The sequence below is a fragment of the Prolixibacteraceae bacterium genome, assembly GCA_019856515.1.
Lineage (GTDB): Bacteria > Bacteroidota > Bacteroidia > Bacteroidales > Prolixibacteraceae > Halosquirtibacter > Halosquirtibacter xylanolyticus.
This window is the reverse complement of record CP082230.1, coordinates 1,462,227-1,487,724: the sequence shown is the minus strand read 5'-3', so window position 1 is coordinate 1,487,724 and position 25,498 is coordinate 1,462,227. Positions and strand designations below refer to the sequence as shown.

Sequence of the window (25,498 nt, the reverse complement as noted above, 5' to 3'; positions counted from 1 at the left end):
GCCTTTGGTTGTAGTTATCGCCGTATTACCCAAGGCTCTAACCTGTATGATGCGCTACTGCGCATCATATGGTTTTCACCATTGGGCTATGTTCGTTTTCCCTTTCAGGGAATGTTGCAGCATAAGAATCCGTGGAAATCAGTCCCATCCGTGCGCATCAACCCTTCGTGTCTTTGCGCCTTAGCGGTTCTTTTAAAATCCGTGGCTATATGTTACCTTACATCAATAAAATAAAATCCGTTTCATCTGTGTGCCATCCCTTGCGCTTCATCCCTTCATCCCTTCATTCTTTCGCATCTTCGCGATTCCCATCTAAATTACTGTATGTGTTTCTGTGGATATTCTGGTGATCAAAATTAATTGTTTAAAAGAAACAATTAATTGATCCATTGGTTAGGTAATATAAGGCTACTTGAAAAAGAGAAATAAGTCGTTTTTACTGCATTTCATTACGTGTTTTTGATAAAAAAGCTCTTAATTTGCAGTCTATTTTTTATTAAGGATATAATTATAAACAAGATAACCATTATGAGTGAGGTGATCAACGGGTATCAGAAGGTGGAAAACTATCCACAAGAAAAAACAGACGCGTTGGCGGATCACTACCAACAGGTTTTAGAACTTCTTGGGGAAGATCCCAAACGTGAGGGGCTTGAGAAAACGCCATTGCGTGTGGCCAAAGCGATGCAATTTTTGTGTCAAGGATACCAACAGAATCCAGCAGAAATACTTACCTCTGCCATGTTCAAGGAGGACTATCGTCAGATGGTTGTAGTGAAAGATATCGAATTCTATTCACTTTGTGAACATCACATGTTACCATTTTTTGGTAAAGCCCACGTGGCATACATCCCTAATGGTACTATTACGGGATTAAGTAAGATTGCTCGTGTGGTGGAGGCTTTCTCTCGTCGTCTTCAAGTTCAAGAGCGTTTAACTACACAAATTAAAGATTGTATCGAACAAACTTTAAATCCTCTAGGGGTTGCTGTGGTCATTGAAGCCAAACATATGTGTATGACAATGAGAGGTATTCAGAAGCAGAATTCGGTGACAACCACTTCTGATTTTACTGGGGCTTTTAAGAAAGAATCTACTCGTGCGGAATTTATTCGACTAATTGGATCACATCTTTCATAAATTCGACTATCTCGAATAGATATGACGAATCCCATGATTTAGAACAAAAAAAGTTGCTGCTTAGTGATAGGATAGTGCAACGAATCATTTACATTTGTTCTAAGTTAAAATAAGAAACTTTACATAAATAACGATAAAGTTCTATAAAACGAATAAAATGAAAGCATTTGTTTTTCCAGGTCAAGGAGCCCAATTTGTAGGAATGGGTAAAGATTTATATGAGAACTCTCCAGAAGCGAAAGCGCTTTTTGAGAAGGCGAACGATATTTTAGGATTTCGTATTACCGACATTATGTTCTCAGGGACGGATGAGGAGCTTAAGCAAACTAAAGTGACACAACCTGCCATCTTTTTACACTCTGTGATCTTGGCTGCAACTCTTGGCAACGATGTAAAGCCTGAGATGGTAGCTGGACACTCTCTTGGTGAATTCTCTGCATTGGTAGTGAATGGCGTATTGAGTTTCGAAGACGGACTAAAACTTGTATCTCAACGTGCACAAGCAATGCAAAAAGCTTGTGAAGTAACTTCATCTACAATGGCTGCTATTGTTGGCCTTTCTGATGATGTGGTTGAAGAGGTATGTGCTCAGATTGATGGTGTAGTTCCTGCGAACTATAACTGTCCAGGTCAGTTGGTGATCTCTGGTGCTGAAGAAGCTATTGATAAAGCTTGTACAGTATTAACAGAGAAAGGCGCACGTCGTGCTTTGAAACTTCCTGTTAGTGGTGGTTTCCACTCTCCATTTATGGAGCCTGCTCGTGTCGAGCTTGAAGCTGCAATTGAAGCAACTTCTTTTGCATCTCCTTCATGCCCTATTTACCAAAATGTGGATGCACTTCCTCAAACGGACCCTGCTGCGATCAAGGCTAATCTTGTAAAGCAGTTGACTGGTGCGGTAAAGTGGACCCAAACTGTTGAGAACATGATTAAAGATGGTGCAACTTCTTTTACTGAAATTGGACCAGGTAAAGTGCTTCAAGGTTTAGTGAAGAAAGTAGACCGTAAGATGGAGACTAATGGTATCAATAGTTTTCAAGGATAATAAAAACCATTAACTTTAGAGTAACAGCTCTTTTTTGTTGCATATCGACAGAACTAAGGGTTACTCTAATACCAACACTATCTTGAGATATCTTTAGGATTATTTCTTGATCGTAATGGCAACCGAATGGTTGATTAAAAAAAAGCGAATCGTTTAACGATTCGCTTTTTTATGTCTATATGAAATAAACTTCAAGAATAGCTTGTGCCTCTTTGGGAAGACACCTTTGGGCACGAAACCACCACCCTTGTGGATCACTGTGGTGCTGTGGTATCAAATTCTTTACCCAATCTTCAAAATAGTGAAACGAAGGAATACCTCTGGTATACAATATCTCTGGATCAATGGTTCTAACACCGGAATAGAATGCCATCAATTGGTTTAACATCACCACCGAAGCTTCGTAATGATTTAATTGATAGAGTCGCTTCCCAAACTGTAGTATCATCTCGCCATAAGATAATGAAAAAGCCATTTGGGGATTATGCGCAGAGGCTATCTGCTCAAAACATTGCATAGAGCGATCGACTTCACCAGCATTCAACAAAGATATAGCCAAACTATAATGATCTTGCTTGTAGTTGGTCAAAGTCGATAGCCGTTCCAAAGATGCTATCGCCAAATCAAATCGCTTTAGTTTGTAGTTGGCCAAACCATGTAGGCGTAAAGCATCTTGTACAATCGATGCATTTGGGTGGTCGATATACTTTTGAGCAATGGACACAGCCCTCTCTCTACGGTCTTGACCATAACACAGCCACCCCTCCTTCAACTTCTTTTGTATCCTCTTTTCTAAAAATTTACGAATCATAATGCATCGATTAAAGAGAGCAGTTCGTTGGATGTGAACCCCGTAATAGGGTTGTTCGACTGGATGAACTTCTCTGCCAATTGCGACTTCTTATCTTTCAGTTTCTGTATCTTCTCTTCAATGGTTCCCTCTGATATAAATCGATAGACAAAAACATTCTTAGTCTGCCCTATGCGGTGTGCTCGATTTATCGCCTGTAACTCTGCAGCTGGATTCCACCATGGATCTAAAATGAAAACATAATCGGCCTCTGTAAGGTTCAATCCCACACCTCCAGCTTTTAATGAAATCAAGAAAATATTGGTCTCATCATCTTGTTGAAACTTCTCAATGATCTCTTGCCTTTGACTCGTCTGACCTGTGAGAATTGCATATTTCCAATCCTCTTTATGAAACTCTTGTTCAAATAGATTTAGATGTTTAACAAAAGAGGAGAACACCAAAATCTTATGTTTCTCTGTACGAAGGATACGTAACATTCGCATCACCTCCTCAAATTTTCCAGAGTTCAATGTGTTATCTTCTTGTATCATTCTAGGATGGTTGGCCCACTGTCTTAAGGTCATCAAACCTTGCAACACAACCAAAGGGGTCTGTTTCTCTCCTTTGGAACTTCCCATCTCCTCATCGAGAATAGCATTTCGAATGGCCGACTTCTCTTTCTCGTACCCTTTATGTTGCTCTTCACTCATGCGTACAAACCTTGTTTGTTCTGAAAGGGCAGGGAGATCCGTTGCAACCTCCTCTTTGGTACGTCTTAGGATAAAAGGTTGAATCAACTTCAGAAGCTTCTTTTGTGCTTCCTCATCTTGCTTCTTCTCTATAGGAGAGATAAAGGTCTTCTTAAACCACCCCTCTGTACCTAATAAACCTCTATTTAGGAAATTTAGTTGTGCCCATAAGTCATGCAGTGAGTTCTCAATAGGAGTTCCCGTAATACTTAGCCTATGTTGAGAATTAAGCTCATTAATGGCCTTATATGTTTTCGAATGAGGGTTCTTAATATTCTGTCCTTCATCCAATATAATATAGTTAAAACGATAATGTTTTAGACTTTCATAGTCATTTCTTATGGTACCATAGGTCGTAAGAATGACATCCGTTTCGTTAATGATCTGACTTAAACGCTCCTCTTTCGGACGATGCGTTCCTATATATTTAAAGCTAGACAGGGTAGGACAGAATTTACGAATCTCATTCTCCCAATTGTAGACCAAAGATGTGGGAAGAATAATCAAACTGGTTGGAAGTGTATCTTTTGTGACATGCTCTGGATGGTCCTTAAGAAAGGCCAATAGCGTAATACATTGTAATGTCTTACCTAGTCCCATGTCGTCGGCCAGACAACCCCCAAACTGATTTTTGTTCAGGTAGTTCATCCAGTGAAATCCTTCCTCCTGATAGTTACGTAAGGTCGCATTAATACTGGTTGGCACCGCAACTTCGATGACCTGATTTGATAACTTCTGTAGTTTATGCTTGATCTTTTGTTTCTCCTTCAGATACAGAGGATCAATAAGAGGGAAATGACTCTTTCGTAGCTTAATATTCTCCTCATCGGTTGTCGCCAAAGAGAAAATCTCTTTAAATTTAGTAAACCACTCTTGTGGAATTAATGCAATCTGACCGTTGGGAAGCTCAAACTCTTGAATGTTATTTAGGATATGATTTTTAAGGTGAGTAAATGGAAACTGATAGCTTCCAAACGTTACAATTCCTTTTAAATCGAACCAATCATCATCTTGCTGTACCGTAAATTCAAGCTCTCTCTTTCCAATAAAATATTGATTCGAACTTGCTACAAATTGATGGGTGATATCAAAAGTAATGTCACTGTCTTCGATAAGATGCAATAGTTCAATAAACGAAGAGGTGCTGTAGTATTTTGACTGGTTCAATAGAATATAGTCATTCTCGATAACAATATTCTGCGACTCTAAAAATGCTAAAAGATGACGGTACTCTGGCTCAGGAAAATCACTCTTGATAAAACAGTACCTTCCTCTCTCTTTCTTATACGATACTATAGATTCATGTTTTGAGAGCGAAGCAGTATGATCATGAAGCGCAAAAAAGATCTTAACCTTCACATTCTCCTCGTCCACATGTTCTGCTTCAAACCACAGCTTGGGTAACTCATGGATATGTTCGATATCAAACCCTCTTCCTTCCACAGGATAACGTTTGATCGTACTCAAGACAAAAGTGGTAAAATATTTATCTTCAATGGACAAAGGTACCGTTACACTATTCTGTGTTAAGAATGGTTTTAGTCTTGTCCCTTGTAGTTCATCAAAAAGATAGATATTGTGCCCAATGAAAAGGGTACATGGATGGTTGGTTAAAACCTTCAGCATTCTATGTGGTAAAGTGATCTTTCGACCACTACACTCCAATGACAGAGAGTACTTGATATGGTCCCTCTCCTTATCAAAAAGAAAAGTAGCATGATTACCCTCTGTATGGATGAAGATCTCATCCTCATCATAGATATTGTTATATTTCTGCCCTTTGGAGAAATATAATTTGGTGCCATTCTCTTTCATCAATCGCAAACACGAAGTCAAATTCAGGTCTATATAAGGCTCAACCCTCTCCAAAAAGTCTTGCTGAGACATGCGATTGTAAAGCTGTTGAAGCCCTCCCTTTTGTCTGAATTTCTTCGCTAGATTTTCATCACTATAACTCTCCGTATGCTTTACGATTCGCTTCTCTAAGGCATTAAACGAATAATCATCATCCTTAAAATTATGTGAACGTATCGGTTTCACTATAGTGTAAAAGGGAGCGCCTTGTCTTTGGGTAATAAGACAAGGTTTGAGTAGTAAACCAAGAACTCTATGTTCCTGAAGTAAAAGAATAAATTTATTCTTCAAGACAGCTTTTATTTTGTGTGGTAAATCAATATGTTATAATTGGCGCAAATTAGATGATCCGCATTAGCCACCAACTCTTTTTGTCTTATAGCCCTCTTTTTCTAATATTGTGATCACTTTATCTCGAAACTCACCTTGAATGAGAATCTCACCATCTTTTGCTGATCCTCCTACACCACATTTTGATTTAAGAACTTTTGCCAAATCCTTCAAATCATCCTCTGTTCCCACAAATCCTTCAATAAGGGTGACAGTCTTTCCTTTTCTTGATTTACGATCCAAGAGAATACGAAGCGTCTGTTGATTCGGTGGAAGTGTCTCCAGCTCATTCTCTTGGTCGTACTCATAACTGTAGTCATCTTTGGTGGAGTAGACTACCCCTCTACGATTATTTTTACCCATAATTTCTATATATAAAGAATTCGGTTTTTACTTTTTGTTATTGACCACAAAAAGCAGGGTTCAAATTTAAATAAAAATGGATATTACGTAGAAATAAATTTGATTAATTTATTCTTCGATACTGTCAAAATGCATATTAATTACTCATTTAAAATTTTTACTTTCGTAGAACAATAGCATGGCGCTCTTGTTAGATTGAAGGTATAAGGTCGAGATATACCGTATTTGTTTATTTTATTGTTATTGTTTACCATTAATAAATCTACAAACGTGAAAGCAATAGTAAAAGCAAAAGCAGAAAAGGGATTGTGGCTTCAAGAAGTCCCTATGCCTAAAGTAGGAGTGAATGATGTACTTTTAAAAGTTAGGAAAAGTGCCATATGTGGTACCGATCTTCATATATATAAATGGGATGCTTGGGCCCAAAAAACAATTAAAACTCCGATGACTATCGGTCATGAATATGTCGGAGAGATTGTGGAGCTTGGTAGCGAAGTACACAGCTTTAAAATTGGTGAACGTGTCACTGCCGAAGGACATATCGCTTGTGGCTTCTGTCGTAACTGTCGTAGAGGACGTAAACATATTTGTGACAATACCGTCGGTATCGGTGTTAATCGTGATGGTGGCTTTGCTGAATATGTCTCTGTACCTGTGGATAATGTGATGAAAATTGATGAGCGTATCCCTGATGAAATTGTCTCTATCATGGACCCTCTAGGTAATGCAACACATACTGCTCTCTCTTTCCCACTTGTGGGAGAAGATGTGATTGTTACAGGTGCTGGTGGCCCTATTGGAGCCATGGCCATCGCTGTGGCTCGTTTTGTTGGAGCCAATAATATTCTAGGTTCGGAAACAAGCGAATATCGAATGAAATTGGCTGAAACGATGGGGGCGACAAAGGTGATCAATCCTCTGAAATCAAGTATCCGCGATGCCATGACCGATATGCATATGGTTTCAGGTTTTGATATTGGACTCGAATGCTCTGGATCACCATACGCCTTCAAAGATATGTTAGGCCATATGTATAATGGAGGTAAGATCTCTCTCCTAGGTCTACTGCCAGAAACAACCCAAGTCGAGTGGGATCGTTTGATATTTAAAGGATTGACGCTTAAAGGTATCTATGGTCGTGAGATGTACGAAACATGGTACCACATGGAGAAAATGCTTCTCTCTGGACTTGATATCTCTCCTGTCATTACCCATAGAATGCACTATACTGACTTCCAAAAAGGTTTTGATATCATGGAAGAAGGAAATTGTGGAAAAGTTATCCTCGATTGGACCGAGTAATTTACAAACTCAAGTTGAGCTAAAAGATGCCAGAAGTATTAACCGCAAAACTATAGAGTAGTAATTTACAAACTCAAGTTGAGCTAAAAGATGCCAGAAGTATTAATCGCAAAACTATAGAGTAGTAATTTACAAAATCAAGTTGTGCTAAAATAGAAGGTCTGGATTAGACAAATCAATATAGCAAGAGAGTGATCAATAATGGTCACTCTCTTCTGCTTTAACCTCTTTTTTTATATGATATCATAGCCATAACCCCTCTCCAACTTGCCCTCTTCAACAAACTACCAATAGATAAAACACCCAATATCGTGGAATTTAAAAAGGAGATAACAGCAGTTTCATAGTGGAATCGAACGGCTTTCAAACGGTCTTCAAACGGTCCTTGTTCATAGTCAGTCCATAGTTCCTCCATACATCGCTCATGTTTAAGCCTAATAATATGAGCGAGTTTCGAAAAAAGTGTTGCCTCGGTTCAAATTAAGACCGTTTCAAACCCGATTCATCCCCGTTTGATTCCCCTATGATCATTCAGTAGTAGCCTGTTGAACCCAAGACACGTCCCTTGCGTTTCAACCCTTCGTGCCTTTGGGCTTCCCTTTATCCGTGTGCTATATTTTAGACGCGAGCATCGCGTCTCTACCAAGTATGGGGCAACAACCTAAAATCCGTCCCATTCGTGAAATCCGTGTCCCATCCCGTGCGTAACAACCATAATAAAATCTGTGTGCTATCCCTTGCGCTTCATCCCTTCGTGTCTTTGCGGCTTCGCGGTTTAATTCCCCTTGCACCACAACCAAATCCGTCTAATCCGAGGCTATGATATTTTCTTCAACTTATGAGGGGCCAGGCCTTCAGCCTTTGGTTGTAGTTATCGCCGTATTACCCAAGGCTCTAACCTGTATGATGCGCTACTGCGCATCATATGGTTTTCACCATTGGGCTATGTTCGTTTTCCCTTTCAGGGAATGTTGCAGTATAAGAATCCGTGGAAATCAGTCCCATCCGTGCGCATCAACCCTTCGTGTCTTTGCGCCTTAGCGGTTCTTTTAAAATCCGTGGCTATATGTTACCTTACATGAATAAAATAAAATCCGTTTCATCTGTGTGCTATCCCTTGCGCTTCATCCCTTCGTGTCTTTGCGGCTTCGCGGTTCAATTCCCCTTGCACCACAACCAAATCCGTCCAATCCGTGGCTATAATTCTTTGTGCTTCTTTTCTCCTTGCGTTTCAACCCTTCGTATCTTAACAGTGTCTTTTCCATTTGTATATCAAATAAGAATATAATCAGTACATATAAAAGGAGGAATTAATTGGAGCTAAAATATTATGTTGTATTTTTGTTTTGTTAACAATAAAGAGTCAAATATGTATCGTATTCTAATATTACTTGCGCTAATGGTCGCGATGTACCTAAACATAACATCTCGTACTTTTCGATTTTCAGGAGGGTTAAACTCTCTTATCGGTACAGGTCTGGGAATATTTTTTGGATGGTCTTTGTGCAACTCTTACCACCATCTTCAATTTCTACGCTATCGAATGAGCTACGGAGTTTATCATTCGAGTCATGGTTTTATTGTAGGTATTGTTGTGGGTGTATTGGTTCTCTTATGGGTTGCGAGTCGTTTTAGAAGACGTTAGTTTATATCGATTGTGATGGTATATCAGAAACAATCCATCTGCGTTAATCTACGGATATATTGTTTTTAGACGCGAGCATCGCGCCGCTACGTAGTCATAAAAAAATCTGTGTTCATCAGTCTGATCTGTATCATCCGTATTTCATCTCGTTCGTTTCAACCAAGCCCCGAAGGGGTAACCGAACCAAGCCCAATGGTGAAATGAATATGTTGCGCGGTAGCGCTGCATAAACATGAACCTTGGGTAATACGGCGATATCTACAACCAAAGGCTGAAGGCCTGACCCATCTTATACATTCAACATCTATCCCCAGCGCTTCGCACTGGGCTATGTTTTATCTCCCCTTCAGAGAATGTTGCAGCATTATCAAAAGAATCCGTGGAAATCAGTCCGATCTGCAACAAGACCCCTTTGTTCTTTAGTCGTTTTTATCTTTAGCACTTCCACGAAAGTTTCTAGCGATAACTTTCTTTTTGATATTATGTTTTTGTGTTTGATCATAATTTATGATATTTAACACTTAAATTATAATGGAATATATATTTGATGAAACGGTATTTGATGATTCTTCTTTTTGCCTCTCTTATTCTTGGATGTAATGAGCCACAGAACAAGAGAGAGCGAGTCTTTGGCGACACTGAAACCTTAATAATGGCGGATGCTGGAGATTATATTGATAAGGCATACACACAGCTTAATGACTCTTTGGAACGAAATGCCGGGTTCTTAGGTTGGCGTAACATACGCGACTATTACGAGATGGGAGATAAGAAGATGCAGCGTCGTGTGAAACGTATCTGGTTTCACTTCTATAAGCCCAGAGTGGTGACTCGGATCATCAAGCATAATTTAGAGGATGCGTTTGTGTCGGTGGGTAAGGATAAGTTACGTGTGAAAGTGAAGAAGATCGATAGCCAGCCAGTGATGGATATCTATTCGCATAAGATTGCTATCTCAGGCATCTTTCTTATTCTAGAGGAGATAGCTGAGTTTATTCTGAAATTGGGGATCGCATCCCTGATGGTTCCACTGATTGTCTTTCTATATGTGACCTTTCAATTTAAATATGGTGGCTGGAAACGTTGGAGCAATAAACGACGAAAGAGAGTGGATGAATTCTCGACAAAAGTATGGAAATGGTCTAAAAGAGTGGCAGGAGTAAGTTTTATTGTAGGCATGTTGTTCTGCGATAATTGGGCACATATGCATATGAAAGCAGAGATTAAGAGAGAGATGATGGGGCAGATACATAAACAGATAGATCTAAATATAAAAGTGTTAGAGAGCGATGGCAAAGATATTTAAGTTACTAACCCTACTACTCCTTTGTTGTTGTTGTAAATCCACCATTAAAGAGAGTTCCCAGTACGTCTCCAAAAGAGAGGTTAAAGCTGTTGGTAAGACGACACGCAAAAAAGTGACCAAGAAAGTGTTAAAGGTCGGAGTGAAGACCTTTGACGACCTGGTTGCCTCAGGAAAATATGTCATCAAAGGGGGAACCAAACGATTTAAGATTCTTACTCCTGATGGAAAAGAGTTGGCTCGAGTGGTTCGTACAAGAAAACAGACGGTAGTCAAAGCACTATGGGTGTCTAAGGGTGCCAATAAGTCGTCGCTCAACTCGCTGTTAAACCTAGAGAATCTACTTCCCAATACCACCTATATGGCCAATGGTGGTAAGTATGTCACCGATGCGATGGCACGCCCTATTGAATCCTCACTACCCGCATTTGCCAAAGCCGATATTGTGCCTCGAAGTGCTAAGATGCAACGGGAAGCAGTAGTGAAAGCTGTCGGTAAGAGCCGAGCCAAACGTTATCAAGGAGGGCATATGATTGCCAACTCATTGGGAGGCATCAGCGAAGGCATCAATATTGTTCCGCAATTCGAAAGGGTCAACAAAGGAACCTTTGCCGAGATTGAGGGGTTGGTGCGTAAAAACCGCAAATATATTAAGAACTATAAGGTGCGGAACATCTATCAAGGTAAATCACGTATCCCCAAAACCCAACGGATCACCTTTGAGTTGAAGGGCAAGAAGCATAGCTATTTTATAGCCAATAAGAGTCGATAGAATAACTGGTTGTGGCGCAAGGGGTCGCACACAGATAAAACAGATTAGACTGATGAAACAGATCTTTTATTGTGGTTGATATTGCATAGTCTGTGCCAATTTATGGACACGGATGTGACGGATCTTTTTTATGACTACGTAGAGGTGTAAGGGAACCGCGAAGCCGCAAAGACACGAAGAGTTGATGCGCACGGATGGGACGGATTTCCACGGATTCTTTTGATAATGCTGCAACATTCCCTGAAAGGGAAAACGAACCTAGCCCAATGGTGAAAACCATATGTTGCGCAGTAGCGCATCATACAGGTTGGAGCCTTGGGTAATACGGTGATAACTACAACCAAAGGCTGAAGGCCTGGCCCCTCATAAATTAAAGAAAATATTATAGCCACGGATTTAACGGATTTCCACGGATTTTTGGTTGTGGTGTAAGGGGAATTGAACCGCGAAGCCGCAAAGACACGAAGGGTTGGAGCGAAGGGGGTGGTACACAGATGAAACAGATTAGACCGATTTCCACGGTTCTTTTGATAATGGTGCAACATTCCCTGAAGGGGAAATATAAAATAGCCCAACGGTGAAAACCATATGATGCGCAGTAGCGCATCATACAGGTTGGAGCCTTGGGTAATACGGTGATAACGACAACCAAAGGCTGAAGGCCTGGCCCCTCATAAATTAAAGAAAATATCATCGCCGCGGATTGGACGGATTTTTGGTTGTGGTGTAAGAGGAATTGAACTGCGAAGCCGCAAAGACACGAAGGGTTGGAGCGAAGGGGGTGGTACACAGATGAAACAGATTAGACTGATTTCCACGGATCTTTTGATGATGTTTCAACATTCCCTGAAGGGGAAATATAACATAGCCCAATGGTGAAAACCATATGTTGCGCAGTAGCGCATCATACAGGTTGGAGCCTTGGGTAATACGGCGATAACTACAACCAAAGGCTGAAGGCCTGGCCCCTCATAAATTAAAGAAAATATCATAGCCACGGATTAGACGGATTTCTGGTTGTGGTGTAAGGGGAATTGAACCGCGAAGCCGCAAAGACACGAAGGGTTGTGGCGCAAGGATGGCACACTGATGAACACAGATTTTTATTATGCTGCAACATGCACTGAAAATCTGATCATATTGGATGATAGTAGAGAAGAGGCGCGAGCATCGCGTCTGTATGAGGTATGGCTGTTTATATGCTGTCTTGGTAAAGGCAGCATTATTTTAGTTGGTCGAAAAATGTAACTATTTTTTGTGCTCCTTTGTGATAATAGTTTAGTTCATCATCCAGAAATTCAAATTCGGTGTCTCTGCCTGTGTATAGACATATCTTGTTAAATGGAGGGTTTCAGTAGCAACGGTATCCTTTTAAGGCTTTGTCTAGTTTTACTTGATTTTCCTTGACGAAAGGATAGAGTTCTTCTGCATCTTTTTGGGTATTTAGGTGAAGGGTGATCAAACCGTACTCATTGGTAATCCAATATCTGGCATCGTAATGATCGGATGAAACGATACGGTCTTCGATTAGAGATAGTTTGATATCTGGGACGAGTGCTTGAAGTTTGGGCAGCCACTGTTTATGCAGGTCGCGATAGTATCTCTTCTTTCCTTCTTTGGTTATGGGTTTTTCTTGCTTTTTCTCCTCCTGAGATGTGATCTGTTTAATCACTTTGGATTGTTTGGTCAGCGTCTCCACCTCTCCTAGACATTCTAAATAGGCTTTCTTGTCGTTTTTTCTTGATAGTTTGATGCCCATCTCGATATTATTCACTTCCGAAAATTCATAAAGGTTCATGGAGCCGATAATGGCCTCATCTTGGTTGATATAACATTTAGCATGGAGGTTCTCTTTGTAATAGATATTACAATGGAGATCCAATAGTAATGTTTTTTGTTTTCGTGTGAGTTCCGTTTTACCATAAATGATCGTCAGCTCCACATTGTCTTCTTTCAGCAGTTGAAGTCTGTCGTATAGCGTCTCCGAGAATTTAAGGTAAGGAGTCACTAAGATTACAAATTTTGTGCCTCGTTTGATCAGTTCTTCCAATTGAAATGAAAGACCTCTAGTCGTATAGAATTCTGCCATAGGTTGTTTGTATTTGTGTAATATGAGTATTAAGGTAATAATTGTTTGCTCTTCAAGTTGAGTTACATTATGTATAAGTCAATATTTAGATTTAACTAGCCTAGAATGTGTTGATTATATAGGATGTAATTGTGTAGATATCATCAATGTAAAATTGGATTAGGTCTTTTTTAATTATTCTAAATTTAAGGTTTGAGAAGTATATATGTATACTGTGATCTTGAGTATAATTCCCCACCCCAATTATTACCCTATTTTTATCATTTACATTTTTACATTTTGAATCATTGTGAATTATATTATTGCGAAGAAGTCTAAAAACATCCACTTTGTTCGTTTCAGGGATATTGTTCGTTTGTATATTTAGCTGGTTTAGAAGATGTTGTGGTATACTGCATCCATTTGGACACCGATTGGTTGGCAAAGATTTTAATTCGCATAAATTTTTTAGGCTGGTTTCATAAAAAGAGTATGAGTCTATAATGATGTTGTGATAATTTCTTGCCTTTTCTTGTGCAATAATATTTTCAAATTCACTTTGAATATATGACTCAAGATAAACGTCTTCATCGATTTTAGACAAAAGATAGTCTTGGATATAACTATTCTCATTTTCTATGTTTTTATTAATGTTTTGAAGTCTTAAATTTAAGATGCCGAGACTAATCTTGATTCTTTTTTCAAATTGTTTTTTGTCTTCCTGATTCATTGTTTCGATCAAAATAGTCTTCATGAATGATAATTCATGAAGACATATTATACTATTGTTCCTTGTTCTATACGCCTCATCTAAGTAACTATTGAGGCTATTAGGTTGAGGCTTACCTTTTGTTGTAACTTAGATTTAGACGGATTCATTTGCATGCGATTGGATTATTTCTTTTATCTTGCTTAAGAGAGGACGAAATATTTCGAACTTATCATTGGAGAGAGTAGGAATAACCTCCTCAGCAAATTTTGTTTTCATACTTTCAATGAACTTTATCTTTTGACCGCCCCCAGCAATTCTTTCGGTTTTAAAATAGTCACGGTGTTCTTCTGAATAGAAAAGATGTTCTATAGACATAAGAGAGTTGCCCTTGAATGTTTCGTTCGTTTGATGATCTTTGATGACTAAATCTTTTATCTCTTGAATATCTGGTACTGGAAGTAGAAATGCATAGCATTGATCACTGAATTGACGCATTAGACCCTTATATGGATCCATTTCGGAAATATGCATCCTTGGATCGTGTTTTGCGATTACTGAATCCCATTGGTTGTATGCTTCATCGAAATCGAAGAGCGCAAAAATTGGTAAATTAGCTAGTTGACCATGAACACGCTCATCTATAATTGTTCTGCGCAGAAAGTCGCATGTAAAAGTCATCATTGGGATAAAAGGAATTTCGGTATCAAAGAGTTTCGACCAAGCTGTTTCTATCATTCTAGGGTCGGTGCTACCTTCTAGAAATAAAATAGGCTTCTTGTCTCTGTTGCAAGTGTAGATCATGGAGATTACATCGTCGACTGTATTTAGACGAAAAGCATTTGTTGCAAGTTGTTTCAATGCAAAATCTCTATTAGCTGGATGACATTTTACTTTTTCGTTAATTACACGAAATAAATTAACTTTTATCCCGTCATAATTAACTAGGGAAGCAGCACTATGACTTGAGATAAGTAAGTGGTTGTTGTTCGTTTGATTGTCAGTGATAGAGTTGAGATCTTGAAAAAACTTAAGTTGCCATTCAGGGTGCATAAAAGCATCTGGTTCGTCTAGAAGAGAAATCGTATTGTATTTACTAAACAACAATTTCATTGCATAAATGTATGTCGTTTGGTATTGACCATCACTAAAATTAGATGTAGCAATTTGTTGATCATTATTAAGAATGAGATTGAATTTAATATCTTCTAGTATTCCGATGGTGTTTAAAGCATCGAGCATCTCGAAAATTTGAAGTGGTGCTGTTTCTTGAAATGTATGCTGAAATGTATCGAGGTTAAAAGGATGGATAAACTGCGTATTATTATTCATCACACCTGTATCGATTACTTCGGTCTCATCAGTCGCACGATAAGAAACACTACATATACTGTCAAGATAAGCTTTGGCTTTTCCTTTCGCTTTCCAGTATCGGGTTTCAGGATCAATAGGGTCAATATTGTATGATTCATTGTTTGCATAATCAGGACGTTTTAGTTTTAAACTGACCTTATTTTCGATAGCTTGTATGCCTAATTTTTCAATAATTATTCTTCTTGCAGGATTAGACGAAGGAAGGAGTAGTATTGTATAGAGCAACAATTTTTTATTATCCTTTGAAATACCCCAGAATCGACGAGAGAAGTCGGTATTTGTATTTCGAATATTTCTTTTAACCTTATTATTAGAATTTTCTGTAATATTTGGAAAGAATTGATTGTGGCCAGAGTAATAAAAGAGAAGGTATTCCGGTTGATCTATTGAAGGTATTGATGCTATTTCATCATCGGCATTATTTTTCCATTTAGAAGCATTGGAATCAAAGGAATATTGGATCTCTCTTCCGTCTAATTGATATTTGATTGTATAGTTATAATCCAAAGAAGATTTTTCCCCCATTATGTGTAGAATTATCTCCGCAATGGCTTCGAAAAAATTAGATTTACCAGATCCATTCTTTCCAACGAAAAGATCGGTTTGAGTATTAGAGAACGTGAAAGAGAAATTATCTAAGTTTTTGTAAGAGTCTATTTTTATGTATAGGAGTTTCATTATTTAGTTTGTGTTGTTGTACCTATAGGGTATCCTAAATTAGATATCCTATAGGTGTGTTGGTTTTATATAGTAATGTGTTTTGATATACTTTTACTCCATTGGTGGTGCAGAGTCTTGGATTTAGCTATATTTTCTTCAAGTTGATCGCATAATGTCAAGAGTTTTTCAACTGTGCTTACGATTTGCTTTTGTTCTTCGAGTGGAGGGAGTGGGCAAATAAAGCAAGATACAATTGCACCTGAAACTTCTTTAAATGTAGTTCCTGTTGCTTTTTCATTTACGTCTTTAACGATTGAATTTAAATAATAATAAATATACTGATTCATCTCTAGAATATAAGGAACACTTGATTTGAACCCTTGATTTGTTGATACCGGATTTTGGGCTATTGCAGTATGTCCTATAGGAGCTCGGCTAGAAAATAAAACTGCTCCTTTAGGCATCAATTGAGCGGAACTTTTAGCTAATCCTAATTCTGAAATATCTTTCTTTCCACGCGATATATATTTAGTTTTAATTCGACCTAGATCTGCAGGAGTAATCCAAGGAATACCTTTTTTAGAGTTCACTGAATAATAATCTAATTCAGTACTTTTTGGGGTCCCTCCCCCATATATCTTTGATATTTCCCCAAGTCGAGTCCATTTCCAAGAATTAGGTATTGCGAAAGGTATTTCCTCTTTTGTAATTTCAGGAAACTTTTTCTCTTTCTTTATTTTCTTCTCTTTTATGAGTCTGAGTTTTTCTTCTTGTATTTCTTGAAATAGAGTTTCCGCAGATTGGGTGTTAGGGTTTTGAGCTCTCCAGTTTTGGGTAAGTTTCCCTTGGATAGCTAGTTGAAGGATTGTGTCACGTAGTTCTTTAACATTTTTAGATTCAGAGAAGAATGTTTTAAAATGGGGAGTCAACATCTTCCAAACTTCAACAGTTTTAGATGAATTGAGTTCATTTAGAGCAGAAGTAACAAAATCTTCCTTCAGTTTGATTCTTTGAACCGTTTTTTCTTGCAGTTGATCCAGTTTATTAAAAAGTTTTTCAACTGTGCTTACGATTTGCTTTTGTTCTTCGAGTGGAGGAAGTGGGCAAATAGCTTCTTTAGCTTTACTCGTACCTAATCGTGGCATTCTCATTCCATGAGTAGATGAATTTGCATATTGTATAAAAAAAGACGATTTAAGAAATAGTCTACAATAAAATGGATTAATGTTTCCATAAGTTTTAATTGGTATTAATTCAGTAGAACAAACTCCATCTTCATTTGCTACAATAACTTTGTCTAGATAAGGACGTAATTTGCCATAAATTATATCATTTTTTGTAAATCTATTTTTAGTGCTTTTAAAATGTCTAGTATGAACTTTTACTTTTTGAATTAATCGAGAAGTTTTTTTTTCAATATCTTCTAATTCTAGAATCCAAGTGTCTTTATCAACATCTTTGGATTCGACTTTTATTGTAGTTCCATAATTTGATATTTCCCCAAGTCGAGTCCATTTCCAAGAATTAGGTATTGCGAAAGGTATTTCCTCTTTTGTAATTTCAGGAAACTTTTTCTCTTTCTTTATTTTCTTCTCGTTTATGAGTCTGAGTTTTTCTTCTTGTATTTCTTGAAATAGAGTTTCCGCAGACTGGGTGTTTGGATTTTGAGTACGCCAGTTTTGGGTAAGTTTTCCTTGGATAGCTAACGTCAATATAAGATCTTTAATCTTATCAATATTTTGAGGAGATGTAGATATATTTTTAAAATGTTGGAGAAGGTGTTTCATTATTGATTTAATGCTTGATTAAGAAAATTGATAATTTGAGACTGAATTGTATCTATTTCCTTCTCACATGAATTAAACTCCTCTAAAATTAGATCAGGTGATTTAATAGTATCGGCTTCCTTATATGGATTTTCAATATCGAGGTTATAGTTTCGTTCGATAATTTTATTGACAGGAACTTTCCAAGCATATTCATTTTCAATACGATTGTTCCACCATTCTTTTTCGAGGTCGAATTCAGAGATATTGATTGGTTTCGATTTGTTGTAGTTTTTAACCCCTTTAGGATAAGGGTGTTTAAAATACCATATATCTTTAGTTGGTTGCCCTTTTTCGAAAAATAATATGTTCGTACTAATATTTGTATAGGGTGCAAATACGCCTTTGGGTAGACGCACAATGGTGTGTAGATTGCATTTTTGTACAAGCTCTTCTTTAATACGAATTTTCACACCTTTGCCAAAAAGTGATCCGTCAGGAAGAACAACGGCACAACGACCTTTGTCTTTTAATAAACGAATAATAAGAGCAAGAAAAAGGTCTGCTGTTTCTTTAGTACGGAATTTTTGAGGGAAATTCGTTTCGGTACCATCCTCCTCTACTCCACCAAAAGGAGGGTTCGTAAGGATAATATCGACTTTATCCTTAGCAGTCCAATCAGAATATGCTTTTTTTAGTAGGTTGTCTCTTCGAATAGCAGGTTTGTCAAAACCATGTAACATGAGATTTGTAGTACATAGCAAAGTAGGAAGAGGTTTTTTCTCGATACCAAGAATTGATTTCTGAAGATTTTGGCGATCGGAAGGCGTGTTGATTTTTTTAGATATGTGATCAATAGAAGAAGTAAGGAAACCACCAGTACCACAAGCTGGATCAAGAATAGAATCCCCCAACTGCGGATTCATAATGTCAACCATGAATTGAGTTACAGCGCGAGGAGTATAGTATTCACCAGAAGAACCCGCAGATTGTAGTTCTTTAAGAATTGTTTCATATATATCATTGAAGAGATGGCTGTTGCTTGAAACAAAATTTATTTTGTTTATTTCATTAATAACTTGACGAAAAAGCGTACCATTTTTCATGTAGTTGTATGTGTCAGAAAATACCGCTTTCACAATTTTAGCCTGTTCACATTTAGTTGTATCAATTTCTTTAAGTTCTGGAAAAAGTTCGTTATTGATGAAACCCATAAGCTTCTGTCCAGTAACACCTTCTTCATTCGCAGCCCATGCGGACCATTTGAATTGAGGTTTAATAGGAGATATGTAACCAGAAATTGTTAATTCCCACTCCTCTTCTTTGTCAGAAAAAATTTTAAGGAATAACATCCATACCATTTGAGATATTCTTTGGGCATCCCCATCGACCCCAGTATCTTTGCGCATGATATCACGAATCGCTTTAATGTTAGCAACAATTTGGCTCATATATATTATTCTTTAGATTTAACGAAATGAAGTTGCAAATATAAGAAAAGCGACCCCTTAAGAAAAGCGATCGCTTAAGTATAATTAAGTTATAATATTGTACTTTTTAGGCAGGCTGATATATTCTCATTTCAAGTTGTTGAATCGCATGGTCGTATTCTGAAGCAGAACCAAATTCGCGTACAATCTCGACAGGAGAACCAATTGTGTTTAATGGGTTTATTGTGAGTATTTCACGATCTTCAATCACTTCGACTCCTTCCTCTATATACTTGTCAAGTATAAGACTAAGAATATTTTGGGCTTTTTCGGAATATTTATGGAAATAAGAATCCTCCAACACTTTCTTTGCTCTTTCTTTTCTAGTAAGTATTGGTTGATCGAAAGCAACATGACAAATAAGATCAAAAGGATCGAGATCTCGACCAATTTGCTCTTTTAACGCTTCGAAAAGTATCCCCTGTTCAGTAAGTTTCGTAATAAGCTCTTTTTTATTTTTTGACAGGTTCCATTGATGTCTAAATATTTCAATTGAGTCAAAGTTTTTGTTTACATTTTTACGAGTATAGTCTTTAAGAGATTCGATAATAAGTTTACCACTAGGGCTTAAGTATTGTACCTGTTCTCTTGTTACGGATACTTCAATATTGTTAATGTAGAATCTTTTTGGGTCATCCATAGACGAACTGGAATAGTTACTCCCTGAATCACTTACGTTTAAAGAATCGTTAGAAGGCTTCTGGTTATTACTATTATTTGATAGCTCAGGATCAATCTCCCCACTTTCATCATTAGAAGGAGGTACCGGAGAATCATTGTTTGTTGGAATGTAAACTTGCACAGGAGTCCCATCGAAGGAGGGATCTGCAAATTTATCAGTATTTCTACGGAAATCTAAAATTGTAAAAAATGTTTTATTATCAGACTCTCTAATACGAGTACCTCTACCAATAATTTGCTTGAATTCAGTCATGGATCCAATAGGCACATCTAGAACGATCACTTTGACCATTTTAGTATCCACACCAGTAGTTAACAACTTTGATGTAGTTGCAATAACTGGACAAGGCTCTTCAATATCAATAAAATTATCAAGTTGATTTTTTCCAAAATCATCGTCACCAGTAATTTTCACAACATAGTTATTGTGTTGAGATAGCATGTCAATGTTACAATTAATGAGAGCCTGTCGCATTCTTGCAGCATGATCGATATCAACACAAAAAATAATTGTTTTTGCAAATCGATCTGTACGAGTTAAGTATTCAGTAACCTTTTGAGCAACGAGTTGCGTTCTTTCATCGATAATAAGAGATCTATCGTAATCTTTAAGGTTGTATATTCTATCGGTAATTTGATTGTCATATTTATCAACCATGCCTTGGGTTGGGCGCCATCCATTATCAATATTTGTATCGATACGGACAACTTTATAAGGTGCTAAAAATCCATCTTCGATACCTTGTTTGAGAGAATAAGTGTATACTGGTTCCCCAAAATAACTCATATTTGAAACATCAATAGTTTCTTTTGGAGTTGCAGTCAGGCCTATATGAATTGCAGAAGAGAAGTAGTCTAGTATCACTCTCCAAGCAGAAGCTTCAGAAGCACTGCCTCGATGACACTCATCTATGATAACGAGGTCAAAAAAAGAAGGAGAGAAATTCAGATAAGCGTCTTCTTGATCTTCATTGCCCACTAGTCCTTGATACAGAGCAAAGTAAATCTCGTATGACTTGTCTATTTGTTTATTTTTAATGATATGCATAATAGAATCGTCGAAAGAAGAGAAATCTCCATTTTTTGTTTGTGAAAGCAAAATATTTCTATCAGCAAGAAAAAGTATTCTGTTCACTTTATTTGCTTTCTTGAGACGATGAGCAATTTGAAAAGCAGTATAAGTTTTACCTGTACCTGTAGCCATAACGAGGAGAATCCTTTTCTGATCTTTCGCCATTGCTTCAATTGTTCTATTTATGGCATTTTGTTGATAATATCGAGGAGACATGCCTGAATCGTCGTTAAAAAAGGGCTGTTCTATGACTTTCTGAGCATCTTTGGTTTCAATGTTTTTATATTTGAGATATTTTTTCCAAAGAGAATCTGGTGAAGGAAACTCGTCTAATGATATTTCGTACTCACGTATAGAATTAGATGTTTTATCGTGAAAAATAAAAGCATCGCCATTTGAGGAAAATACAAAAGGAACTTGACGAATGTCAGCGTATTCTAATGCTTGTTGCATACCGGCCCCTATCGCATGTTTATTATCTTTTGCTTCAATAATTGCAATTGGGATATTGGGTTTATAATATAATATATAGTCTGCAAACTTGCTAGCTCCTCTTGTTGACATATTTCCTTGGACAATTATTCGACCATCAGTGAAGTGTTCTTCTTCACGAATTTGGGTCATAATGTCCCACCCTGCATTTTCAATTGCAGGTGTTATGAATTTGGAGCGAATATCAGCTTCTGAAAGCTTTCTTTTATCTATTTGATTCATCTGGCACGTCTAAATTTCCAATTACTACTCTATCGTGGGTATAAAAATAGTTAATAAGATTGGTAGTATTTAAAATAACGAATATAAAATACCACTTTATTGAGTGTAATCTAGAGGGGATCGAGAAAATTATAGTTGTGTACTAGGATACGTAAATTTAAAATTTTGATTGTCTGTCAGACTTAAATTTTTTTGACTGTAAAACTCATGACTAATACATGAATATGCCGAAATTATTTCCTGAGTTTTGTTTGAGATTGGATTCCCTTCTAAGTTATGAAGTACTTTTCTAAGTTTTTTATTGATGTCAATTATTTGTTGTTGCATCTTTCATTATTGACACAATTTTGGTGGTGTGAATGTAGTGTAGTCATGGAATTAAAAGAATCGCAAAGATAAGAAGGAAGGAGGCGCGATCATCACGCCTGTACGAGGTATCCCTCTCGTGCCAATAAATTGGCACAAACTTGGTCGTATTGGATGCGTTATGTCTGAGATGGGTCAGGCCTTCAGCCTTTGATGATGGGTGGTGTGTTGTACCCAAGGCTCATTCTTATGCAGCGCTACCTCGCAACATATTCATTTCACCGTTGGGCTGTATTCGGTCACCCCGTTCGGGGCTTGGTTGAAATTGTCGGGAACGGATTTTTAAAAATCACCACGAAGACACGAAGAAAAATATGGCCACGGATTGGACGGATTAGACGGATTTTGGTTGACGCATGATGCCGAGCGGAGCGCTGCGTTCCCAGTGGGATGAAGTACAGGAATAAGGAAACCGCTAAGGCGCAAAGACACGAATGGTTGAAGCGCAAGGGAATTATAGCCACGGATTAGACGGATTTTCACGGATTTTTAAAAAGCACTGCGAAGGCGTAAAGGTAGGAAGCATAGAGGCGCGGGGATCGCGCCTCTATGAAGTGGTGATGATGGTTATTTGCGGTGGCGCCCGAAGAGGAAGCACATGACGTAGGCGAGATATTCGGTGAATTTGTTGAGGGTGGGGGTTGGAAGGTCGAGCTTGTGACCAAAGAGACAGGTGAAGAGAATGATCAGAATGACGAGCTCATGGATGTTGCGATCGAGGAATCCTGTGGTTGGGGATTGACTGGCTTGGTCGTTACGGTTGCGTGCATCTTGCTTGTCGGCCGTGGCCGTGTTCTTGATGATACGGTCGGTAAGATGACGTGCTGTACGGGTGATGTGTTTGATGTTTTTCATGATATTGTTTTTTTGGGGTTGATGTAAACATATAGCCTCGGATTTTAAAAGAACCGCTAAGGCGCAAAGGCACGAAGGGTTGAGGCGCAAGGAATTTAGCCACGGATTAGACGGATTAGACGGATTCTCACGGATTTTATTGTGTTTGATGTAAAGTAACATATAGCCTCGGATTTTAAAAGAACCGCTAAGACGCAAAGGCACGAAGGGTTGAGGTGCATGGAATTTAGCCACGGATTAGACGGATTTCCACGGATTTTGGTTGACGCATGATGCCGAGCGGAGCGCTGCGTTCCCAGTGGATGAAGTACATGAATAAGGAAACCGCTAAGACGCAAAGGCACGAAGGGTTGAGGTGCATGGAATTTAACCACGGATCTCCACGGATTTTGGTTGTGGCATGATGCCGAGCGGAGCGCTGCGTTTCCAGTGGGATGAAGTGCAGGGATAAGGGAACCGCTAAGGCGCAAAGACACGAAGGGTTGAGGTGAAGGGGTTGTGACATGGTATGATGTTTTTAGATGCAAGGAGACGAGCTCCTTGCATATGGGTGAATGGTATTAAAGGGTGTTGATGATCTCTTGGACATCGAAATTGGGACAGCTCTTCTTTTTGTTGAAATGGTTGTGACCAAAGATTGCTGTTTTGGGTATGTCAAACTCTTTCATCAACTGGATCAGTAACATGCGTAGACTACAGAACTGATCGGGGGTGAATTTACGGCGACCACTGAGACAGATGCCGATAGAGTCGCGGTTGTGTCCTGCACAGTGGGCTCCAAATGATGCAGGATTGCGACCCCATCGAACTCTTCCATCTTTGGTGATGAAGTAGTGGTAGCCGATATCTTTCCACCCTCGGTTGAGGTGCCATTGACGTACTGTTTGGATGTTGTCATGATCGTGAATATCACTGTCGGAGCAGTGAAGGATAATCTTGTGTATTTTCCTCATGGTGAGATAAATAGATTAAAGTGAATAGAAGTGGTTTCTCTTAGATAGGAACCGTCATTTTTAGTCGCTATATACGGCGCCTCTTTATAGTGGAGTCGTACGTTAGGAAGCCGCTGTGAGGGAATATTGACTTTGAGGTCATGAAATTTAATTCCCAAAAGGGTCATCTCGTATGCCTTTTTGCGGTAGCGGTAGTATTGCATCAGCGATACGTGCAACGCTTTGGCATAGTAGTTGGACGGGATACGAAAATGTCGAGTGACAAAAATACGCCCATAGTTGGGGTGTACCTTGCAATGTGTCATGATCTGCTTTCTTAGATTGGAACATTGGCCTTTGTTTACATATCCTATCTCTCTGAGGATGGAGATATGAAACAGTAAGGCGGTGATCGTAATGATCTTAAACTCCGTAATCTTATAGTGGGGACGCCAGTGTAGTTGTCCTTTGAGATAGATTTCGTACGGAGGCAGTATGTGTTTTTCATCCTGGACGATAAAGGTTAGATACTCGGAGCGATGACGTTTGATGAAGCCTAGTTTGGTCAGTTCGTTGAATCGACGCTGTAGGGTGCTGTAAGATACCTGAAGGGTCTTCATGCAGTATTGATAGGTAGGAGTGTCTAACCGTATCTGCTTCTGGGGCTTCATCAGGTAGTAGAGCTGAAGGGCCTGAAGGATGTTTTTCCGATAGGCGTACTCTATCAATGCGATGGATATGGTTTTGAAATTTGTCATATGTTATATTTGAAATTTTGTCTTTTGTCTTCTCCACTCGGTGTGCGTCGATGGCGATCCAATGGGGAGTGTGGGACAGTACTCGAAAGCACCGTCCTAAAGCGCCCTTAACACTTAAATGACACTCCACTCTAGAGGGTAGGAGGCGAGATCCTACTGTTGCGTTTTTCCGGCAACCTAATGGTGTTTATCCTCTCTATTTGTTGTTTTTTAGGCTTGCGAGGTAGTAGCCATAGTTGTCTTCCAGTAGTTTGTATATATCACTCTCTTTAAAGAGAATGGTTCCACTGAAGGAGGTGAATGGAAGCTCTCCATTAAGTCGCATACCTTGAAGTTTTCTTCTGGAGATATGCAGTAGGTTAAGTACATCTTGTGTATCTATCCATTTGTCGAGCTCCTTTTTGGATGATACTCTTTGTGGTGGTATTTTTGATCTTTGGATCATCTCGATGATCTGGACCATGGTGTCGATAATAAGGTCGTATTTGGTTAGGACTTCTCGAAGGAGCATCTCTATGTTGCGTCGTTTGGGTTGTGCTTCGAGACTTTTCGTAAGATATTTTTTCGATGTCATAAGCTCTATTTTTTTGTTTGAAACAAAGGTAACGGCCTGATGAGCAGTGTCTGTATTTTGATGAAGGGTTACTTCCGTATTTTGTATTGGTGTGACTATGAGGTGAGCCAAGGGATGGGGATGGTATAGCTCTAAAAAAAATATGCTTTTTTTTTAGAGCTTCCGTAAAGGAGAGATTAATGT

Annotated in this window: 20 protein-coding genes; 6 read left to right on the top strand and 14 right to left on the bottom strand. The window is 38.5% G+C overall.

From position 1 onward, the window contains the following. Nucleotides 1–528 precede the first annotated feature (528 nt). Together folE and fabD are read left to right on the top strand one after the other, a co-directional pair. The gene (gene folE, locus K5X82_05075) at nucleotides 529–1,140 is read left to right on the top strand and encodes a GTP cyclohydrolase I FolE (GenBank protein QZT38276.1); all 612 of its coding nucleotides are present in this window, start codon (nucleotides 529–531) and stop codon (nucleotides 1,138–1,140) included. Between the two features lie 157 nt (nucleotides 1,141–1,297). Beyond that, entirely contained in the window at nucleotides 1,298–2,185 is an 888-nt protein-coding gene (fabD, locus tag K5X82_05070; protein QZT38275.1) for an ACP S-malonyltransferase, read from the top strand. A gap of 175 nt (nucleotides 2,186–2,360) precedes the next feature. Here the strand turns inward: fabD and K5X82_05065 are convergent, their stop codons facing one another. From K5X82_05065 to K5X82_05055, 3 genes are all read right to left on the bottom strand, one after another. Next, nucleotides 2,361–2,996: a hypothetical protein gene (locus K5X82_05065; GenBank protein QZT38274.1), complete on the bottom strand. Its 636-nt coding sequence runs from the start codon at nucleotides 2,994–2,996 to the stop codon at nucleotides 2,361–2,363. Beyond that, nucleotides 2,993–5,872: a DEAD/DEAH box helicase gene (locus K5X82_05060; protein QZT38273.1), complete on the bottom strand. Its 2,880-nt coding sequence runs from the start codon at nucleotides 5,870–5,872 to the stop codon at nucleotides 2,993–2,995. Before K5X82_05060 ends, K5X82_05065 begins: the two co-directional genes overlap by 4 nt. A gap of 63 nt (nucleotides 5,873–5,935) precedes the next feature. Then, on the bottom strand, nucleotides 5,936–6,274 hold the full coding sequence (locus K5X82_05055; protein ID QZT38272.1) for a translation initiation factor: 339 nt from the start codon (nucleotides 6,272–6,274) through the stop codon (nucleotides 5,936–5,938). 270 nt (nucleotides 6,275–6,544) lie between these two features. Between K5X82_05055 and tdh the strand changes: the two genes are divergently transcribed. Further along, complete coding sequence (gene tdh, locus K5X82_05050; GenBank protein ID QZT38271.1) at nucleotides 6,545–7,576, top strand: L-threonine 3-dehydrogenase; 1,032 nt, start codon at nucleotides 6,545–6,547, stop codon at nucleotides 7,574–7,576. A gap of 220 nt (nucleotides 7,577–7,796) precedes the next feature. On the opposite strand, the gene K5X82_05045 is transcribed toward tdh, so the two are convergent. Continuing rightward, nucleotides 7,797–7,991 carry a hypothetical protein gene (locus K5X82_05045; protein QZT38270.1) on the bottom strand — a complete coding sequence of 65 codons (195 nt, stop codon included), beginning with the start codon at nucleotides 7,989–7,991 and terminating at the stop codon, nucleotides 7,797–7,799. A gap of 954 nt (nucleotides 7,992–8,945) precedes the next feature. Here K5X82_05045 and K5X82_05040 point away from each other — a divergent pair. The 3 genes from K5X82_05040 to K5X82_05030 all read left to right on the top strand — a co-directional run bounded on the left by K5X82_05040 (nucleotide 8,946) and on the right by K5X82_05030 (nucleotide 11,296). Then, nucleotides 8,946–9,221, top strand: a complete 276-nt coding sequence (locus K5X82_05040; protein ID QZT38269.1) for a hypothetical protein — start codon at nucleotides 8,946–8,948, stop codon at nucleotides 9,219–9,221. Nucleotides 9,222–9,768: 547 nt separating this feature from the next. After that, nucleotides 9,769–10,527 carry a hypothetical protein gene (locus K5X82_05035; protein ID QZT38268.1) on the top strand — a complete coding sequence of 253 codons (759 nt, stop codon included), beginning with the start codon at nucleotides 9,769–9,771 and terminating at the stop codon, nucleotides 10,525–10,527. Next, the gene (locus K5X82_05030; GenBank protein QZT38267.1) at nucleotides 10,511–11,296 is read left to right on the top strand and encodes a DNA/RNA non-specific endonuclease; all 786 of its coding nucleotides are present in this window, start codon (nucleotides 10,511–10,513) and stop codon (nucleotides 11,294–11,296) included. Before K5X82_05035 ends, K5X82_05030 begins: the two co-directional genes overlap by 17 nt. Before the next feature lie 1,351 nt (nucleotides 11,297–12,647). Here K5X82_05030 and K5X82_05025 read toward each other — a convergent pair. The 10 genes from K5X82_05025 to K5X82_04980 form a co-directional block, all read right to left on the bottom strand. Further along, nucleotides 12,648–13,385, bottom strand: coding sequence for a phospholipase D family protein (locus K5X82_05025; protein ID QZT38266.1), 738 nt, complete (start codon nucleotides 13,383–13,385; stop codon nucleotides 12,648–12,650). A gap of 100 nt (nucleotides 13,386–13,485) precedes the next feature. Continuing rightward, nucleotides 13,486–14,118, bottom strand: coding sequence for a hypothetical protein (locus K5X82_05020; GenBank protein ID QZT38265.1), 633 nt, complete (start codon nucleotides 14,116–14,118; stop codon nucleotides 13,486–13,488). A 111-nt stretch (nucleotides 14,119–14,229) separates the two neighbouring features. After that, nucleotides 14,230–16,125, bottom strand: a complete 1,896-nt coding sequence (locus K5X82_05015) for an AAA family ATPase (GenBank protein QZT38264.1) — start codon at nucleotides 16,123–16,125, stop codon at nucleotides 14,230–14,232. Between the two features lie 65 nt (nucleotides 16,126–16,190). Then, entirely contained in the window at nucleotides 16,191–17,894 is a 1,704-nt protein-coding gene (locus K5X82_05010) for a restriction endonuclease subunit S (GenBank protein ID QZT38263.1), read from the bottom strand. Then, nucleotides 17,894–19,324: a type I restriction-modification system subunit M gene (locus K5X82_05005; GenBank protein QZT38262.1), complete on the bottom strand. Its 1,431-nt coding sequence runs from the start codon at nucleotides 19,322–19,324 to the stop codon at nucleotides 17,894–17,896. The genes K5X82_05010 and K5X82_05005 overlap by 1 nt, the downstream gene beginning before the upstream one ends. A gap of 106 nt (nucleotides 19,325–19,430) precedes the next feature. Next, nucleotides 19,431–21,830, bottom strand: a complete 2,400-nt coding sequence (locus K5X82_05000; GenBank protein ID QZT38261.1) for a DEAD/DEAH box helicase family protein — start codon at nucleotides 21,828–21,830, stop codon at nucleotides 19,431–19,433. Nucleotides 21,831–22,763: 933 nt separating this feature from the next. After that, nucleotides 22,764–23,051 carry a hypothetical protein gene (locus K5X82_04995; GenBank protein ID QZT38260.1) on the bottom strand — a complete coding sequence of 96 codons (288 nt, stop codon included), beginning with the start codon at nucleotides 23,049–23,051 and terminating at the stop codon, nucleotides 22,764–22,766. Nucleotides 23,052–23,611: 560 nt separating this feature from the next. Further along, nucleotides 23,612–24,004 (bottom strand): N-acetylmuramoyl-L-alanine amidase, encoded by a 393-nt coding sequence (locus K5X82_04990; GenBank protein QZT38259.1) that lies wholly within the window; start codon nucleotides 24,002–24,004, stop codon nucleotides 23,612–23,614. Then, a complete protein-coding gene (locus K5X82_04985; protein QZT38258.1) occupies nucleotides 24,001–24,741 on the bottom strand; it encodes a hypothetical protein in 741 nt (246 codons plus the stop codon). Before K5X82_04985 ends, K5X82_04990 begins: the two co-directional genes overlap by 4 nt. 196 nt (nucleotides 24,742–24,937) lie before the next feature. Beyond that, the gene (locus K5X82_04980) at nucleotides 24,938–25,315 is read right to left on the bottom strand and encodes a helix-turn-helix domain-containing protein (protein ID QZT38257.1); all 378 of its coding nucleotides are present in this window, start codon (nucleotides 25,313–25,315) and stop codon (nucleotides 24,938–24,940) included. Nucleotides 25,316–25,498 lie beyond the last annotated feature (183 nt).